Origin of the sequence: Stenotrophomonas sp. 278 (genome assembly GCF_003935715.1) — a bacterium.
GTDB lineage: Bacteria > Pseudomonadota > Gammaproteobacteria > Xanthomonadales > Xanthomonadaceae > Stenotrophomonas > Stenotrophomonas maltophilia_AH.
Genome location: NZ_RHPP01000013.1, coordinates 35,353 through 52,375, shown reverse-complemented (window position 1 = coordinate 52,375; position 17,023 = coordinate 35,353). Strand labels below are relative to the sequence as shown.

The 17,023-nt window shown below is 66.4% G+C and carries 18 protein-coding genes; 15 read left to right on the top strand and 3 right to left on the bottom strand.

The features are described from left to right. The first annotated feature begins 432 nt into the window (after positions 1–432). The gene (locus EGJ34_RS04125) at positions 433–921 is read left to right on the top strand and encodes a hypothetical protein (RefSeq protein ID WP_125359270.1); all 489 of its coding nucleotides are present in this window, start codon (positions 433–435) and stop codon (positions 919–921) included. Positions 922–1,023: 102 nt separating this feature from the next. On the opposite strand, the gene EGJ34_RS04120 is transcribed toward EGJ34_RS04125, so the two are convergent. Continuing rightward, positions 1,024–1,305: a hypothetical protein gene (locus tag EGJ34_RS04120; RefSeq protein WP_125359269.1), complete on the bottom strand. Its 282-nt coding sequence runs from the start codon at positions 1,303–1,305 to the stop codon at positions 1,024–1,026. Positions 1,306–1,528: 223 nt separating this feature from the next. Here EGJ34_RS04120 and EGJ34_RS04115 point away from each other — a divergent pair, with 223 nt between their 5' ends. From EGJ34_RS04115 to EGJ34_RS04090, 6 genes are all read left to right on the top strand, one after another. Continuing rightward, a complete protein-coding gene (locus tag EGJ34_RS04115; RefSeq protein WP_125359268.1) occupies positions 1,529–2,509 on the top strand; it encodes an acyl-CoA dehydrogenase in 981 nt (326 codons plus the stop codon). Continuing rightward, entirely contained in the window at positions 2,497–3,285 is a 789-nt protein-coding gene (locus EGJ34_RS04110) for a PIG-L family deacetylase (RefSeq protein ID WP_125359267.1), read from the top strand. The genes EGJ34_RS04115 and EGJ34_RS04110 overlap by 13 nt, the downstream gene beginning before the upstream one ends. Next, on the top strand, positions 3,282–3,869 hold the full coding sequence (locus EGJ34_RS04105; RefSeq protein WP_125359266.1) for a class I SAM-dependent methyltransferase: 588 nt from the start codon (positions 3,282–3,284) through the stop codon (positions 3,867–3,869). Before EGJ34_RS04110 ends, EGJ34_RS04105 begins: the two co-directional genes overlap by 4 nt. Next, entirely contained in the window at positions 3,866–4,621 is a 756-nt protein-coding gene (locus tag EGJ34_RS04100) for a glycosyltransferase (RefSeq protein WP_125359265.1), read from the top strand. Before EGJ34_RS04105 ends, EGJ34_RS04100 begins: the two co-directional genes overlap by 4 nt. Continuing rightward, the gene (locus EGJ34_RS04095) at positions 4,618–4,893 is read left to right on the top strand and encodes a PQ-loop domain-containing transporter (protein WP_125359264.1); all 276 of its coding nucleotides are present in this window, start codon (positions 4,618–4,620) and stop codon (positions 4,891–4,893) included. Before EGJ34_RS04100 ends, EGJ34_RS04095 begins: the two co-directional genes overlap by 4 nt. Positions 4,894–5,067: 174 nt before the next feature. Beyond that, on the top strand, positions 5,068–5,517 hold the full coding sequence (locus tag EGJ34_RS04090) for a PA2169 family four-helix-bundle protein (protein WP_125359263.1): 450 nt from the start codon (positions 5,068–5,070) through the stop codon (positions 5,515–5,517). Positions 5,518–5,588: 71 nt separating this feature from the next. On the opposite strand, the gene EGJ34_RS04085 is transcribed toward EGJ34_RS04090, so the two are convergent. Further along, on the bottom strand, positions 5,589–6,410 hold the full coding sequence (locus EGJ34_RS04085) for a DUF6491 family protein (RefSeq protein WP_125359262.1): 822 nt from the start codon (positions 6,408–6,410) through the stop codon (positions 5,589–5,591). A gap of 250 nt (positions 6,411–6,660) precedes the next feature. Here EGJ34_RS04085 and EGJ34_RS04080 point away from each other — a divergent pair, with 250 nt between their 5' ends. From EGJ34_RS04080 to thrC, 6 genes are all read left to right on the top strand, one after another. Beyond that, on the top strand, positions 6,661–7,389 hold the full coding sequence (locus EGJ34_RS04080) for an AraC family transcriptional regulator (protein ID WP_125359261.1): 729 nt from the start codon (positions 6,661–6,663) through the stop codon (positions 7,387–7,389). Between the two features lie 215 nt (positions 7,390–7,604). Further along, complete coding sequence (locus tag EGJ34_RS04075; protein WP_125359260.1) at positions 7,605–8,555, top strand: DMT family transporter; 951 nt, start codon at positions 7,605–7,607, stop codon at positions 8,553–8,555. Between the two features lie 127 nt (positions 8,556–8,682). Beyond that, positions 8,683–8,820, top strand: a complete 138-nt coding sequence (locus EGJ34_RS22100) for a hypothetical protein (RefSeq protein WP_185750056.1) — start codon at positions 8,683–8,685, stop codon at positions 8,818–8,820. A gap of 85 nt (positions 8,821–8,905) precedes the next feature. Then, positions 8,906–11,431 (top strand): bifunctional aspartate kinase/homoserine dehydrogenase I, encoded by a 2,526-nt coding sequence (thrA, locus tag EGJ34_RS04070; protein ID WP_125359259.1) that lies wholly within the window; start codon positions 8,906–8,908, stop codon positions 11,429–11,431. Beyond that, positions 11,428–12,354: a homoserine kinase gene (locus EGJ34_RS04065; protein ID WP_125359258.1), complete on the top strand. Its 927-nt coding sequence runs from the start codon at positions 11,428–11,430 to the stop codon at positions 12,352–12,354. The genes thrA and EGJ34_RS04065 overlap by 4 nt, the downstream gene beginning before the upstream one ends. Positions 12,355–12,388: 34 nt before the next feature. Then, a complete protein-coding gene (thrC, locus tag EGJ34_RS04060; protein WP_125359257.1) occupies positions 12,389–13,678 on the top strand; it encodes a threonine synthase in 1,290 nt (429 codons plus the stop codon). 214 nt (positions 13,679–13,892) lie between these two features. On the opposite strand, the gene EGJ34_RS04055 is transcribed toward thrC, so the two are convergent. Further along, the gene (locus EGJ34_RS04055) at positions 13,893–14,654 is read right to left on the bottom strand and encodes a helix-turn-helix domain-containing protein (protein ID WP_125359256.1); all 762 of its coding nucleotides are present in this window, start codon (positions 14,652–14,654) and stop codon (positions 13,893–13,895) included. A 141-nt stretch (positions 14,655–14,795) separates the two neighbouring features. On the opposite strand from EGJ34_RS04055, the gene hisS reads away from it, so the two are divergent. Together hisS and EGJ34_RS04045 are read left to right on the top strand one after the other, a co-directional pair. Next, the gene (hisS, locus tag EGJ34_RS04050) at positions 14,796–16,193 is read left to right on the top strand and encodes a histidine--tRNA ligase (protein ID WP_125359255.1); all 1,398 of its coding nucleotides are present in this window, start codon (positions 14,796–14,798) and stop codon (positions 16,191–16,193) included. A gap of 507 nt (positions 16,194–16,700) precedes the next feature. After that, on the top strand, positions 16,701–17,021 hold the full coding sequence (locus EGJ34_RS04045; RefSeq protein ID WP_125359254.1) for a YerC/YecD family TrpR-related protein: 321 nt from the start codon (positions 16,701–16,703) through the stop codon (positions 17,019–17,021). Positions 17,022–17,023 lie beyond the last annotated feature (2 nt).

Genomic DNA, 17,023 nt, shown 5'->3' with positions numbered 1-17,023 from the left:
TCTACGCTTTGACATGAACACTCCTCATGGCCTGGATCGGCCTTCTTGTAAGTGTCCGTGAAAACGGGGGTGAACCCGAGGCTGATTCTGGCGCGGTGATGCGTGCGCGGTTCGCGTGGATGATTGCTGGTCATTGTTCTCGATCCTTGATGTGTTGGCCTTCGTGCCGATCCTGTACTTCTGGAAGGGACTATACGGGATACTGCTTCGAGGCTCGATCCGTCTGCGTGTGGGCGTTTGGTCGGTTTTGGGGAGGTGGCTGCGTTTGGTGGTCATGCCCCAAAGGGCGTTGAGCCGTCATCGGCGGTCGACTTTCGTGCGACCCTACCAAAGAGCGGGCTGAATCCCGATTGATCGCGGTCGATTGAGTTGCTGTACACGGCAGCCTCGCCCTGCGTTTACGTCCTACCGTGCGACTCTGCGTGGATGGAAATGAACCATATCAATATCGTGATGGCGGTCGTCTACGCGCTGTGGCTGCTTGCGGGTACGGCCGACTTTCACCTGCATCGCCGTACCGACCTGCCGCATACCTCGGGGCTGGGCGAGAGCACCCTGCACGCGGTGCAGCTGGTGGTCATCGGCGGAAGCGTGCTGGCCTGGCTGGCGCTGGCTCCCACGCTTGGGCTGGTGCTGGTTCTGGGTAGTGCCGTGCTGGTGCACGCCATCGCGGGGTATTGGGATACGGTCAGCGCAGACGGTCGTCGGCGTATCAGCCCGATTGAGCAGCATGTGCACAGTGTGCTGGACGTGGCCCCTTGGGTGTTTCTGGTGTGGATCGCGTTCCAGATGCGGCCCGGGTGGGAGCTGGTGTGGCAGCCTGCACCGGGGTGGTTATGGGCGGCTGTGGTGGTGCCGGCGATGGTTGTGGTGGTGATGCCATGGGCGTATGAGTTCTGGCGGTGTTTATGGGCGCGTTAGAGGGAGGCCGTTCCAAGGTCATGCCCTAAAGGACGTTGAGGCGATACGGGCGGTCGACTGGCGTGCGACCCTACCAGCGTCCCGATTATCGTCCCAACGCCATCATCCCAATGCCATCGCGATACAGTGGCGCTCCATGTGCTGCCAGCGGCCCTCTGCGAACACGTAGCGCGTCTGGGCGCGCTCGCGTGGCGGTACCGGCGCTTCCAAGGGTGGCTTGGCCGGCGGCGGATCGCGCTCCGGCGGTGCCTCATTCGGCGGATCTTCGCGGGTCGGCTCTTCCGGTGGCGGTGCTTCCACCGGCGGGGCGGTGGGCTCAGGGGTCTGGGGCGGCGGCGGTATCTGCGCGCGCAAGGCCTGGAGGGGGGCTTCGATCTGCTGCATGGGAAATGCGGGGAACGGGGACGCCGTGATGGTTTCACGCTGCATGTCAACGCAAGGCGATAGCGCCGCGTAGAGCTCATGACGAGAGACCGGTGAATGCGGCCTCGCACATGCTGCACGCCGTACCTACATGCTGGTCACGAAGTTCGCATGCGCTGATGGGTATCTAAGAACTTTGCTTCTTGGAGATGCTCATGGCTCTTTTGACAGGGAAGGTGCCCTGATGGTCGCGGTGCTGCACGAAACGACCCCGGCACGGGCCGGCGACCCGGTCGAAACGGCTGCCCGTGCCTGGGTGGCGAAAGTCCCCGCACTGCCGATGCCGGGTGGCGGCGATACGCTGGGCCGCTGGCAGGCGCTCGCGCATATGGCGGCGCAGGACCTGTGCCTGGTGAAAGTACTGGAAGCGCACTATGACGCGCGTGCCATCCTGCTGGCCCTCGCCCCGGAGCGCCTGCCGCCGGCACAGGCGCTGGGTGCGGTGTGGGCGGCGCACGGTCCGCAGGAGACCCTGCAGCTCGACCCCTGTGGCCGTACGCTGAGCGGCAGCAAGCCATGGTGCTCCGGTGCCGGCTGGGTCGACGTTGCGCTGGTGACGGTGCGCGAGGACGAACGCACGCGCCTGTTCCTGGTGGACGCGCGCCATCCCGGCGTGCAGTTCGACACTGCTGGCTGGGTGGCGACGGGCATGGCGCGCATCCCCAGCGGCACGGCGCATTTCAACCAGGTGCCGGCGGTGGAGATCGGGGCCAGCAACGCGTATCTGGAAAGACCGGGTTTCTGGCACGGCGGGGCCGGTATTGCCGCGTGCTGGTACGGTGCCGCGGTGGCATTGGCCGAGCCCCTGCGACGCGCTGAGCGCTGCGCCCAACCGGGCGTCGCTGCCGGGCTGCTGGGTGAGGTGGACATGCAACTGGCCAGCTGCGCGGCACTGCTGCGCGAGCTGGCGGCGCAGATCGATGCCGACCCGCACGCGTCCCATCGTTTGGCCGTGATGCGCGTGCGCAGCGTGGTCGAGCGCGCCTGCACGCATGTGCTGGATCTGGTGGGGCGAGCACTGGGGCCCGGGCCGATGTGCCTGGACACCTTCCACGCGCAGCGCTGGAGCGACCTGACGGTGTTCATCCGGCAAAGCCATGCCGACCGCGACTGGCAGGAGCAGGGCGCGCTGTGCCACGCGGAGGAACACCCATGGCGTCTGTGAACAAGCCCGCCATCAAGGCGGATGCCGAGCTGCGCCGGATTGAAGGCGACGGCGTGCCGGAGCAGGCGTGGCGCGAGTGTGCCTGGCTGCGTGCGCTTCCCACCGAAGACCCTGAGCGCTTGTTTGCGGGCGTCGAGCGTCTGGTGGTGGTATCGCCGCACCCCGATGACGAGGTGCTGGCCTGTGGCGGGCTGATGGCCAGCGCCCATGCGCTTGGGCGCGAGGTTCTGGTCGTGTCGGTCACCGACGGCGAGGCGTGCTATCCGGACCAGCCGGACTGGCCGCCGGAGCGGCTGCGCGACGCCCGGCAGCTGGAACTGGATCGGGCGTTGGAGCGGCTGGGGCTGGCGGAAGCGCCAAGAATTGCCTGGCATGTGAGCGACGGTGCGGTGGCCTCGCAGGAAGCAGAGCTGCAACAGTGGCTGCGTGAGGTGCTGCGCCAAGGGGACCTGCTGCTGGCCCCGTGGCATCTGGACGGACACCCGGACCATGAAGCGGTGGGGCGTGCGTGTGCGCAGGCGGCAGCGGTGTGCGGCTGCGGGCTGCGCGAGTACCCCGTGTGGGGCTGGCACTGGCTGGACCCGGCAGTCGCACCACGGGTGTGGCAGGGCGCTTCGCGATTCGCACTGGCCCCTTCGCTGCTGCTGCGCAAGCGCCAGGCCATCGAGGAATTCGTCACCCAGACCGGCGCGGTTCGTGAGCTCACCAGCCCGCCGATTCTTCCCGAGTACGTGCTGCGGCGGTTCCAGCGTGACTACGAGGTGCTGCTTTCATGAGCAATCTCGCTTACTTCGACCACATCTACGAAAGTGACGACCCGTTCGGTTACCGCACGCGTTGGTACGAGGCGCGAAAGCGCGCATTGCTGCTGGCCAGCCTGCCTTCGCCGCGCTACGAGCGCGGTTGGGAGCTGGGGTGTTCCAATGGAGTGCTTACCGCCGAGCTGGCGCACCGCTGCGCGCAGCTGCATGCCACCGACCTGAGCGAAGCGGCCATTGCCACGGCCCGTGCGTCATTGGCCGGGCAGGACCATGTCACCCTTGAATGCGCGCAGCATCCCGCGCAATGGCCGGAGGGGCGCTTCGATCTGATCATGTTCAGCGAGATCGGCTATTACCTGCCACCCGAACAGATGCGGGACATGGCGGGGCGGCTGTGTGGGAGCCTTTCATTTGATGGTGTTCTGGTCAGCTGCCACTGGCTGCACGAGTTCGAAGAGGCGCGCTGCAGTGCAGGCTTCGTGCACGCCCAGTTCGACGCGCGGCTTCCGCAGCTGTTCTGTTACCGCGATGAAGACCTGCTGCTGCAGGGCTGGTCACGCATGACCACCTCGGTGGCCGCGCGCGAGGGCCTGCGATGATCGCGGCCATCGTGCCTGCCCACAACGAGGCGGCGCTGATCGGCGCGTGCCTGCAGTCGTTGCAGCAGGCGGCAAGGCATCCGGGTCTGGCGGGGGAAGAGGTTCGCATCCTGGTGGGACTCGACCGGTGCAGTGACGCCACCGAAGCGGTGTGCGCGCATTTCGGCGTTGACGTGCTGCACCTGGACGCAGGCTGCGTGGGCGTTGCCCGCGCGCGTCTTGTCGAAATCGCCCTGGAACAAGGCGCGCGGTGGATCTGCTGCACCGATGCCGACACCGTGGTGCCGGACGACTGGTTCGCCGCACAGCTGGCGTGCAGCGCGGAGGCATTCTGTGGCGTGGTGCAGGTAGACGACTGGGAGGGCTATGCACGCTCGGTGCGTCGGCGGTTTGCGCGCAGTGAGCGCGCCCGCGACGGCCATCGTCACGTCCATGGCGCGAACATGGGTTTCAGCGCAGCGGCCTACCTGCGTGCGGGCGGCTTCCAGCCGCTGAACTGCGGGGAAGACGTGGCACTGATCGATGCCATCGAACGTGCCGGTTGCGAAGTGGCGCGCCTGGGCGCACCGCGGGTGACGACCAGCGCCCGGCGCGAAGCACGCGCCCCGAATGGCTTCAGCCATTTCCTGAAGTGTCTGGAGGCGGAGGCCAGCCACTGCGGTGACGCTCCGCGCATTTCGCCCGTACCCTCGGCGCAAGCCGGCAAGGAAGCGCCCGCCACGGGGATCGGCTTCATCCCTGAATGGGCATGACCCTTCAGCCGGTCGATCTCATCGGATGGGCCGCCACGTTGGTACTCGTGGCCACGTTGTGGCGGCAGATCTGGAAACAGTGGAAGGCCGAGGGCACCGAAGCCGTGTCGGGCTGGCTTTTCGTGGGCCAGATCACGGCGTCGCTGCTGTTCATCCTGTACAGCGTGCTGCTCGAATCGTGGGTATTCGTGGTGACCAACAGCCTGGTGCTGATGACCGCGATCGTGGGCCAGGTGATGGCCCACATCAAGCGACGCGGAACCACGAGGTGATGTTCTGAATGCGTTTTGTAGACATGTTGAAGACATCGGTTTTTCAGCAGCAATACAAGGCTTAACGATGTGATTTGAAGGTCACGCGGACTTCATTTGCAATCGGGAAAAGTGAGTTCACCCAAGACGGGCCATCCGCGAATTACATCCGCGAAACAACAGGAGCAGATACACGTGAGCACCCAGTCCAACACCGAGCACACCCTCAACGACCTGATCGAAATCGCCCGCGACGGCAAGGACTTCTACACCGAAGCCGCAGGCAAGGTGAAGGACGCCGAACTGTCCGCGCTGTTCACCCGCATTGCGGGCGTCAAGGCCGACATCGTCACCTCGCTGAGCAGCACCGTCGTCGCCACCGGTGGTGAACCCGCCAAGCACGGCACCATGGTCGGTTCCATGCAGCAGTTCTATGGCAAGGTCCGCGCCGCGCTGGGCGATACGCAGTACGGCTACGTGGCCGAGCTGGAAGAATCCGAAGATCGTCTGCTGAAGGCCTTCAAGGATGCCGCCACCGACAACGACCTGACCCCGGCTGCCCGCCAGGAGATCACCCGCTTCCTGCCCACCGTGCAGGAAACCCATGCGGTGATGCGTGACCGCAAGCATGCAATGAAGCACTGATTCTTTCAGTGCTGTAAAGCAAAGGCCCCGGTTCTGCCGGGGCCTTTCCGTTTCTGGATCCGGGGATTCGTTCAACCCGCCGGATATACCGCCAGCACATCGCAGCGGTCGCCGATGCCTAACGAGGCACGCGGCAGGCCGGCGCTGCGGTTGATGAACGACAGATCTTCGCCTGTCGCATCGCCGCCGCCGGGCGCATTAGGCTGCGAGATCATCACCACCACGTCGCCGGGGTTGCCACAGATCAGGCTGGTACCGAAGCCGGAGCGGAACTGGATGGCGGGCGAATGCATCAGGGCGCGGCAGTTGGCTCCCACTTCGACCACATACTCCTTGTTGCCCCCGGAGCGCTTGGGGTTGGTCTGCACAGTGAAGCCTTTGACGTTGTCGCCGTAGCTGCGTACGTTGCGGGTGTCGAAGCAGTACGACGAGGAGCCACGCAGGGTACGCTTCTGTTCTTTTACGTTGACGGCGGCCAGGGTGGCGATGCCGCCACGGTCGGCCTGCCGGGCTTCTTCAGCGAACTCTTTGCGGGTCATCGGCTCAACCGAGGCAATGCCGCAGTCCTTGCCACCGGCCACTACCCGTTCCTGACCGGTGCCGCAGACCCAGCTTTCTTCCGCGAGGATTTGCGGGTTGGGCGAGGCCATCAGCCCGGGGCAGTTCTGTTTGAACGTCACCCTCCAGGTGGACTGGTCGGCGGCCCGCAGGGAAATGTGGGTGTCGCTCACCTGGTTCATTTCGCGCAGGCCGCGGGCGTCCATGCAGTTCGGGGCCGGGGCCACGCGGTTGGGCGAGTTGGACGGGAGTGGGGTGGTGGCGGTCTCGGCGCTGGCGAGTGGTGTGGTGGCGAGGGCCAGGGCTAACAGGGCGGGGAGGCGGGGGTTCGTCATGGCGGCACTCCTTTGCTGTACGGGACGGTTTGGAATATAGCACCGGGGGTTTTGGGGGAGGTTACAGAGGCGGGTGTGGTGTGCGCGAAGAGCAGCCGGGCAAGCCGCGCCGACGTAGTAGCACGGCGTCCAGGCGACGAACGCGTCGCCACGCGCCATTGCAATGAAGGGCCGGTGCACGTGGTGCGTTGCAGCGGGGCAGCCGGGGGGGCAGACTGGCCGTCCTGTCTGGGTTTTGCCACGTTCTGTCATGCCACCCGCTGCCTTCAACCTGCGCCGTTATGGGCCGTCCTCTTCGGTGGACCGACATGACGTGGCGCAATGGGTGGTGCCGCTGCAGGGCGAACTGTCGTTTGAACTGGAAGGGCGGGGCAGTCGCTTGGATGTGCTGCAGGGCATTTTCGTGGCTCCGCATGCGGGGCACGCGCAGACGGCGACGGTCAACGACCGGTTCCTGATTGTCGATTGCCCGGCCGACATGTTCGACGACCACACACTGGAGCGCTTGAACGCGCTGCCGACCCTGGCGCTGCCGGCCCCGGTGCGGGCGATGGCGCGGCGGCTGGCGATGTTGCCGGGTGAGGCGGTGGACGACGCGGTGGTCGACCGCGAGCTGCCGGTGCTGCTGCAGGCATTTTCGCCGGCGGGCACGGCGACGCGCTTGCAGGCGGTGTGCGCGCGGATCGCGCAGGCACCGGGGCAGGACTGGCCGGTGGCACGGATTGCGGCGGCAGTAGGGGTGAGTGGCAGCCGCGTGCATGCACTGTTTCAGCAGGCGTTTGAACTGAGCCCGCAGGCTTGGCTGAGCGGCTGCCGTTTGCGGTGGTCGCGCGCGCAATTGGTGGAAAGCGACGCGTCGATTGCGGAGATCGCGCAGCAGGCGGGGTACTCGGAGCAGAGTGCGTTGACCCGTGCCTTGCGCCGCGAGTGGGGGATGACGCCCGCGGAGTATCGGCGGGGGCATCGGGTTGCCCGATAACGACGGAGTGGGGAGCGACATCGGTAGCGCCGGCCGTTGGCCGGCCCACGGATCGTCTTTCATGTCGCGATGTGTGGTCGCCCGAATGGGTCCAAACGCCGCTTGGGCCGGCCAACGGCCGGCGCTACCAGGTTATCGCAAGAGTCTGGGTCAAGAGTTCGACCCCGCATAACCCCTAAACTCCCGGCTCCCCACACCCGGAGCCCCGCCGTCAGATGAACCGTTCAATGGGCGTTGGCATTGCCAACGGCGTCGCCGCGGGCGCGTTGTGGGGTGTGGTGTTCCTGGCTCCTGCCGTGCTCAGCCAGTTCAGCGCCGTGCAGCTGTCGGCCGGGCGCTATCTGGTCTATGGGCTGATTGCGATCGTGCTGCTGGCCCCGCGATGGAAGGAACTACGCACGCGGATCGGTGCGGCCGAATGGAAGGGCCTGCTGTGGCTCAGTCTGGCCGGCAATCTGGTGTATTTCGTGCTGCTCTCCAACGCGGTGCAATGGGCAGGCGGTGCGGCGGCTTCATTGATCGTGGGGCTCATTCCGGTCGTGGTGACCCTGGTAGGGGTGCGCGAGAAAGGCGCGGTGCCCCTGAAGCAACTTGCCCCGGCACTGGCGTTATGTGTGCTGGGGGTGGCGCTCGTGGGCTACGAAGCGCTGCAGGCCGAGCATGCCGAAGGCTCAGTAGGGCGGCGTCTGCTGGGGTTGGTATGTGCGTTCGGGGCGTTGTTCTCGTGGGCGCTGTACTCCATCGGCAACAGCCGCTGGCTGGCACGGCGGCCGGACCTGTCCGGCCATGACTGGTCGCTGCTGACCGGTGTGGCCACCGGCGGGCTGGCGTTGCTGCTGGTGCCCAGTGCGTTCGTGCTGCCTTCGTCGACTGCGCATGCTTCGTCGGATTGGGCGTGGTTCTGGGTGATCAGTGCCGGCGTGGCGGTGGTGGCCTCGGTTGTCGGCAATGCGTGCTGGAACCGCGCCAGCCAGAACCTGCCACTGACGCTGACAGGGCAGATGATCGTGTTCGAAACGCTGTTCGCGCTGTTGTATGGGTTCGCGTGGCAGCAGCGCTGGCCGACGCTGATGGAACTGCTGGCGATTGCCTGCCTGGTTTCCGGGGTGCTGCTGTGCGCGCATGCGCATCGGCCGCCGCGCGCCGTGGCCGAGCACGTCGGCTGAAAACCGTTGCCTGGCCTGAATGGTCACATTCGTAACGTTTTCAACGACGTTGCGTGAAGATTGGCCGGTTTGGATTTTTGCAGCGCAACACTTGACAAGCCGCCCGGCGGCGGTGTTTTCTTGGCACATGGTCCTGATCGCCGCCACCGCTGCTCTGCTCACCACCGCCCTCATCGGCGGCGTGCAGACGTGTGGTCGCACCATCGGCACCACCACCATTACCACCGGTACCACTCGTCCGGTGCGGTCCGTCGTCTTCGCGTAACTTCCGAAAACCACGGCCCCGCACCAGACCAGGTGGCGGGGAATCCCTTCAGCCTGGATGACGCGGGGCCTCAATCGAGGTCAACATGTCCATCGCTGCCGCTCCATCTTCTGACGCCACCGCCGCATCCGCGCCGCTTTCGCCGCTGAAAGTCGCCACCGCCACGGTGGTGCACAAGTTCGGCGGCACCTCGGTGGCCGATGCCGAGCGTTACCGCCACGTGGCCCAGTTGCTGCTGGCCCGCGATGAGGCCCTGCAGGTCACCGTGGTATCGGCGATGAAGGGCGTCACCGACGCGCTGATCGCGCTGGCCGAGCGCGCCGCCGAAGACGCCCCGCAGTGGCGCGATGACTGGCACGCACTGCGCGCACGTCATCGCGGTGCGGCTGTGGCGCTGCTGGGTGAGCATTCCGGTCCTACGGTGGAGTGGCTGGATGCGCGCTTCGACCATCTGGCCGAGGTGCTGGCTGCGCTGGGCGTGATCGGTGGGCTGCCGCCGGAAGTGCTGGACCGCGTGCAGGGCCTGGGCGAGGTGTATTCGGCGCACCTGCTGGGGCACTACTTCCGCAGCATTGGTGAAGACTGCGCGGTGCTGGATGCGCGCGAGGTGCTGGTGGTGGATCGCGGCGAGCTGGGCGTGGACGTGGACTGGGTACAGAGCGCGCAGCGGCTGGTCGAATGGCGCGAGGCGCACCCGGGTAGCCGCGTGGTCGCCACTGGATTTGTCGCCCGCGACCGCCGCGACCGCATCACCACGCTGGGTCGCAATGGCAGCGACTACTCCGGCGCGATCTTCGCGGCGTTGTTCAACGCTGATGAACTGCATATCTGGACCGACGTGGATGGCGTGCTTTCGGCGGACCCGCGCGTGGTGCCCGAAGCCGTGCAGCTGGAAGCGCTCAGCTACGACGAAGCCTGCGAACTGGCTTACTTCGGAGCCAAGGTGGTGCATCCGCAGACGATGTCGCCGGCGATCGAGCGGGGCCTGCCGATCATCATCCGCAACACCTTCCAGCCCGATCACCCGGGGACCCGCATCACCGGCGAGCGCACCGTGGGCGGCCCGATCAAGGGTCTGACCCTGAGCCCGGACCTGGCGCTGTTGAACCTGGAAGGCACCGGCCTGATCGGTGTGCCAGGTACGGCCGAGCGCGTGTTCGCGGCGCTGCGCAACGCGCATGTTTCCGTGGTGATGATCTCGCAGGGTTCTTCGGAACACTCCATCTGCTGCGTGGTACGCCAGGCTGAAGCTTCGGCGGCGCGTGCGGCCCTGCTGCAGGCGTTCGCCCATGAGCTGAGCGTGGGTCAGGTGCAGCGCGTGCAGCTGACCGACAACGTCAGCGTGCTGGCGGCAGTGGGTGACGGCATGGCCGGGCAGCCGGGTGTGGCGGCGCGGTTGTTCGAATCGCTGGGCCGCGCGCAGGTAAACATTCTGGCGATTGCGCAGGGCTCATCCGAACGCAACATCTCCGTTGCGGTGGACAGCGGCCAGGCAACCAAGGCGCTGCGCGCGGCGCATGCAGGCTTCTGGCTGTCGCCGCAGACGTTCTCGGTCGGCGTGATCGGGCCGGGCAACGTCGGCGCGGCACTGCTGGACCAGCTGCTGGCCACGCACGGCGGACTGCTGGCCCGCGCCAACGTGGACCTGCGGCTGCGCGCGGTGGCCTCGCGCAGCCGCATGCGATTGGAGCCGCGAGGACTCAGTGGCGACTGGCGCGCCGCACTGGCGGGGCAGGGCGAAGCCTCCGACCTGGACAAATTCACCGAACACCTGCAGTCCGCGCACCTGCCGCATGCGTTGATCATCGACTGCAGCGGCAGCGCCGAAGTGGCCGAGCGCTATGCCGGCTGGCTGGCGGCCGGCATTCACGTGGTCACCCCGAACAAGCAGGCCGGTGCAGGCCCGCTGGCGCGCTATCACGCCATCCGCGAGGCCGCGGCGGCCAGCGGTGCGCGCTTCCGTTACGAGGCCACGGTGGGGGCCGGGTTGCCAGTGATCACCACGCTGCGCGATCTGGTTGATACGGGTGATGAGATCCTGGCCATCGACGGGATCTTCTCCGGCACGCTGGCGTGGCTGTTCAACAAGTACGACGGCCAGGCTCCCTTCTCGCAGCTGGTGACCGAAGCGCGCCGGCTGGGCTATACCGAACCGGACCCGCGCGATGATCTTTCCGGTGTGGACGTGGCGCGCAAGCTGGTCATTCTGGCGCGCGAGGCTGGGCGTGAGCTGAGCCTGGAGCACGTGCGGGTGGAAAGCCTGGTGCCCGAGTCGCTGCGCGATTCCAGCGTTGCCGACTTCATGGCCGGGTTGGCCAGCGTGGATGCGGCGTTTGCCGAAAGGCTGGCACAGGCGCGTGCACGTGGTGCGGTGCTGCGCTATGTAGCGCGGTTGTCGAACGAAGGCGCACAGGTCGGGCTGGTGGAGCTGCCGGCCAGCCATGCGTTCGCCAATCTGCGCCTGACCGACAATGTGGTGTCCTTCACCACGCGTCGTTACTGCGACAACCCGCTGGTGGTGCAGGGGCCGGGCGCAGGCCCGGAAGTGACCGCCGCCGGGGTGTTTGCCGATGTGCTGCGGGTGGCGGCGGGCGAAGGGGCGCGACTGTGAGCGAAGGCGACATTGCAAGGGCGTTTGCACCGGCTTCGGTCGGCAATGTGGCGGTGGGATTCGACATTCTCGGCCACGCCATTGCCGGTGTAGGCGACACGGTCACGGTGCGGCGGATTGCCGAACCCGAGGTAAGAATTGCCGTCATTCGCGGCACCACCGTGAATCTTCCGCTGGAGGCGGCCGCCAACACGGCCGGTGCGGCGCTGATCGCGCTGCGTGAGGCGCTGGCGTTGCCATTCGGGTTCGAGCTGGAGATCGACAAGGGCATTCCGCTGGGTTCGGGCATGGGCGGGTCGGCGGCCTCCTGCGTTGCGGCGCTGGTGGCCGCAAACGCGCTGCTGGATGCGCCGCTGCCACGTGAGGCGCTGTATCCGTTCGCGCTCACGGGCGAGGCAGTGGCCAGCGGTGGCCGGCACGGCGACAACCTGGGTCCGATGCTGCTGGGCGGGCTGGTGCTGAGCACGTCGGATCGTCTGGTGCCGCTGCCGGTGCCGGAGGCGTGGCACAGCCTGCTGGTGCATCCGGATGCGGTGCTGGAAACACGCCGCGCACGCGCCGCCTTGCAGGGGCATTACGCGTTGTCCGAATTCGTGGCGCAGAGTGCGAACCTGGCGCTGGTGATCAGCGGCTGTTACAGCGGTGATGCCGGTCGCGTGCGCGCGGGTCTGCGCGATGTGTTGGTCGAGCCGCGTCGCGCGTCCCTGATAGTGGGCTTTGAAGCGGCACGCGATGCAGCACTGACGTCAGGTGCGATGGGGGCCAGCATCTCCGGGGCTGGACCCAGCGTGTTTGCCTGGTTCGAGCAGCGCGAAGCAGCGGAAGCCGCTCGCGACTCGGTGCAGCAGGCGTTTGCCGATGCCGGCTTCGACAGCCAGGCCTGGGTTTCGCCGTTGAACGCGCCGGCGGCGCACCTGCTGTGAGCGTTGGTTCGTCTTTCTTCTTTCAGGATTCTCCATGAACTTCGTTTCCACGCGTCACGCTGCACCTGTCGCCTCACTCAGCCAGGCGCTGGCCGCCGGTCTGGCACCCGATGGTGGCCTGTATGTGCCGGAGGTGCGTCCGCAGGCACAGACCTGGTCGGCGCGCGGCAGCCTGGCAGCCAATGCCGAAGCGGTGCTGGCCCCGTATTTTGCCGGTGACGCCCTGCAGGCGGATCTAGGCGCATTGTGCGAGCAGGCGTTTACCTTCCCGGCACCACTGGTGCCGCTGTCCACCCCGCAGGACCATGTGCTGGAACTCTTCCATGGCCCTACTGCCGCATTCAAGGATTTCGGTGCACGTTTTCTGGCGGCCAGCCTGTCACGACTGCAGCGCGACCAGAGCCAGCCGCTGACCATCGTGGTCGCCACCTCGGGCGACACCGGTGCGGCGGTGGCGGCGGCTTTCCACCGTCAGCCCGGCATCCGTGTGGTGGTGCTGTATCCAGACGGACGGGTCTCGCCGCGGCAGGCGCATCAGCTGGGATGCTTCGGGGACAACATCCATACCCTGCGCGTGGCCGGGTCGTTCGATGACTGCCAGGCGATGGTCAAGCAGGCGCTTGGCGATGAGGACCTGCAGAAGCAGGTGCCGCTCAGTTCGGCCAACAGCATCAGCCTGGGCCGCTGGTTGCCGCAGATGAGCTACTACGCCGACGCTGCGCTGAACCACCACGCCGCGACCGGCGAGGTGCTGAATCTGGTGGTGCCCACCGGCAACCTGGGCAATGCGATGGCAGCGATACTGGCACGTGGCATGGGTCTGCCGATCAGCCAGATTGCGTTGGCCACGAATGCCAACGCGGTGCTGCCGCGCTTCTTCCATGGCGCTGCGTATACGCCGGCGACCAGCGTGGCGACGTTGGCCAACGCGATGGATGTCGGTGCGCCAAGCAACTTCGAGCGGTTGCGCTGGCTGTTCGGCGAGGATGATGTGGCGTTGCGCGGGGCGTTCCGCAGTGAGTCCGTGGATGACGCAACGATTCGTGAGGTGATTACCCGGCGTCATGCCCAAGCGGGGGAGGTGTTTTGTCCGCATACGGCGACGGCGGTGCACCTGCTGGAGCAGCTGCGTGCGGAAGGCGTGCAGGGGCATTGGGCGGTGGCGGCGACCGCGCACCCGGCCAAGTTTGAATCGGTGGTGGAGCCGTTGATCGGGCGTGCGCTGGAGGTGCCGGTGGCGCTGACGGAACTGCTGGAGCGGCCGGCGAAGGCGGAGCCGTGCGCGCCGGAGTATGCGGCGTTGCGTGAGGTGTTGTTGGGGTGATCGCGGTTGTAGGCCATGTAGAGCCGGGCTTGCCCGGCTGGCGGTTTGCGGCAATCCATCAACCCCGCTGCAACGCAACGCGTCGCCATCCATTCATTGCAATGGCGCGTGGCGACGCGTTTATCGGCTGGACGCCGTGCTACTACGTCGGCGCGGCTTGCCCGGCTGGCCTTTTGCGCGCGAACGGCAGCCGGGCAAGCCCGGCTCTACGGGATCACGCCCAGCCTTCGTCGGCCGAAAGCTCCCGCAGCCCGTCCTGATCGAGGATCTCGACGGTGTTCAGATGGGGCAGGGCAATCAACCCCTGCTGCCGCAGCTTGGTAAACGTACGGCTCACGGTTTCCATCGTCAGCCCCAGATGGTCGGCGATATCGCCACGCCCCATCGGCAAGGTCACCCGCAAGGCATTGCCGCCCAGCGGAGCCTCACGCGCAGCCAGCCGCAGCAGGAAGTCGGCCAGCTTCTCAGCCGGCTGCAGCCGGCCCAGCGCCAAGGCCGCATCGGCGGCGGCGTCCAGTTCCTGGCAGGCGCGCTGCAGCAGCTTGCGCTCCAGATGCGGATAGCGGGCCCGCAGGTCCTTCATCTGGCTCAGGGCGACCCGGCACACGCGGCTGTCGGCGATGGCTTCGATGTCGTAGCGGTGGTGGTCGCTGCCGGTCAGGCCCAGATAGTCACCGGGCAGCACGAAGGTGCTGATCTGGCGGCGGCCATCGGCCAGGGTGCGCACCAGCCGCAGTGCGCCGCTGGTCAAGGTATAGACATGTTGGCGCGGCTCACCGGCGCGGGCCAGGGTGGCCCCCAGCGGCAGCGGCTGAGAGACCGTCACCCGTTCCAGCGCCTGCACTTCATCCGGCGACAGCGCCGAGCAGACCGCCAGATGGCGGACCGAGCAGTGCAGGCAGTCCTTCAGTGTCGAACACCCCGGTGCGGGGTCATCTACAGCGGAAAGTGCGGTGCCGGAGTGGGGCCGGGTCATGTGCAGCCAGTAAGCGGGACACCCCTATGATACTTCATGCGGCGGTTCAGCCGGATTACCGCCCCCTCACTGGGGCGGAAGGCCGGCTGCGGCTACAATAGCCGGCCCGCACACCCCACGTTTCGAGCAGGAGCCCCGCAAGTGATCAAGCCCCGTACGCCGTCCGGCACCTTGGAACTGCTGCCGCGCCAGCAGATCGCGTTCCAGCGCATGCTGGACGTCATCCGCCGCAATTACGAGCGGTTCGGGTTCCTGCCGGTCGAAACGCCGGTGTTCGAACTGTCGGATGTGCTGCTGACCAAGTCCGGCGGTGAAACCGAGCGTCAGGTGTACTTCGCGCAGTCCACCGGTGCCCTGGCCAACGCGGCAGAAGCCGGCGACAAGAGCCTGCCGGAACTTGCCCTGCGTTTCGACCTGACCGTGCCGCTGGCCCGTTACGTGGCCGAGCACGAGCACGACCTGACCTTCCCGTTCCGCCGTTACCAGATGCAGCGCGTGTACCGTGGCGAGCGCGCCCAGCGCGGTCGTTTCCGCGAGTTCTACCAGTGCGACATCGATGTGATCGGCAAGGACACCCTGAGCACGCGTTACGACGCCGAAGTGCTGGCAGTGATCCACGCGGTGTTCTCGGAACTGCGCATCGGTGATTTTTCGGTCCAGTTGAACAACCGCAAGCTGATGCGCGGCTTTTTCGAAAGCCTGGGCGTGGCCGATGGCGAGCGCCAGCTGGCGGTGCTGCGCGAGGTGGACAAGCTGGACAAGCGTGGTCCGGACTATGTGCGCGAAACGCTGACCGGTGAAGGGTTCGACCTGCCGGCCGAGCAGGTGGAGCGCATTCTGGCCTTCGTGGCGGTGCGCTCGACCAGCCACGCCGATGCGTTGGCGCAGCTGGACGCGCTGGTGGCGGATGCGGCCGCAAGCGACACCCTGAAGGTGGGCGTGGCCGAACTGCGCGAAGTGCTGACGCTGGTGAAGGCGCTGGGCGTGCCGGAAACCTCGTACTGCCTGAACTTCTCGATTGCACGCGGCCTGGATTACTACACCGGCACGGTGTACGAAACCACGCTGACCGACCACCCGCAGATCGGTTCGATCTGCTCGGGCGGTCGTTACGAAGACCTGGCCAGCCACTACACCAGGTCCAAGCTGCCGGGCGTGGGCATTTCCATCGGCCTGAGCCGCCTGTTCTGGCAGCTGCAGGAAGCCGGGCTGATTGCCGGCATCGAGGACAGCAGCGTGCACGCGCTGGTGGCCTTGATGGACGACAACGGTCTGCCGGATTCGCTGGACCTGGCCCGTCGCCTGCGCGCCGGTGGCATCAACACCGAAGTGCAGATGGAGCCGAAGAAGATCGGCAAGCAGTTCCAATACGCCGCCAAGGCAGGCATCCGTTTCGTGGTGCTGGCGGGCGAAGACGAACTGGCCCGCGGCGTGGTGGCGGTAAAGGACCTGCTGCGCGAACAGCAGTTCGAAGTCGCCCGCGAAGAGCTGGCCAGCGCGTTGCAGGTGGAACTGGAGCAGACCCGCGCGATGGCGTGATGGTTTGTTGAATGCTTTAAACAACAACGGCACCTGACGGTGCCGTTGTTGTGTCTGGGCCACGTAGAGACGGGCTTGCCCGGCTGCTATTGAGTTCGCGCGAAGACCCCTCGGTACACGGCATCCGCGGCTTGGCGGGTCGGAATGGGTTTGCGGGACACGCCGTGAACCCGTCCATGGGGGCTCGTCAAAAACATCCATGTTTTTGACGGTCCCGCAAACCCACCCCGACCCACCTTCGACAGGTGGTCGGTGGCCATGGGAAATGCCGAATCAACGGCGGTGTCGATCCGGGGTCATGCGTTACCGGATGTTGGGGGTGCCACGGCCGTCGTCTGTCGACCGACGCTACCAGGACCATGTGCTTTTTGACCTTCAATGGCCACCGACGCACTGTCGGGGCGGGTCGGGGTGGGCCGGAGGGGGCGTGAGCGGCATGGATGCCGCGAAGATTTGGCATGGGGCCCAAATTGCGCTAATGTAATAGCACGCTATTACATTGATACGATGAAAACACGCCCCGACCCCCGCCAGAAGGACCCCCAGGCCGACCTTGAGTGCTTGGCGCGGGCCTTTGCTGGCCTGACCGAACCTGAACAGGTCACCGCGTTCCTGCGCGACCTGTGCACCCCGGCCGAGCTGGAAGCGCTGGCTGACCGCTGGAAGGTGGTGCCGCTGCTTCAGCAGGGCGTGCCGTATCGCGAAATCCATGAATTGACCGGTGTCAGCGTGACCACCACCGGGCGTGTCGCCCGTTCGCTCGAGCATGGGCATCGCGGCTATGCCGCCGCCATCGCCGTCACGACTGCCACCCCCGAATCCGAGTAGAG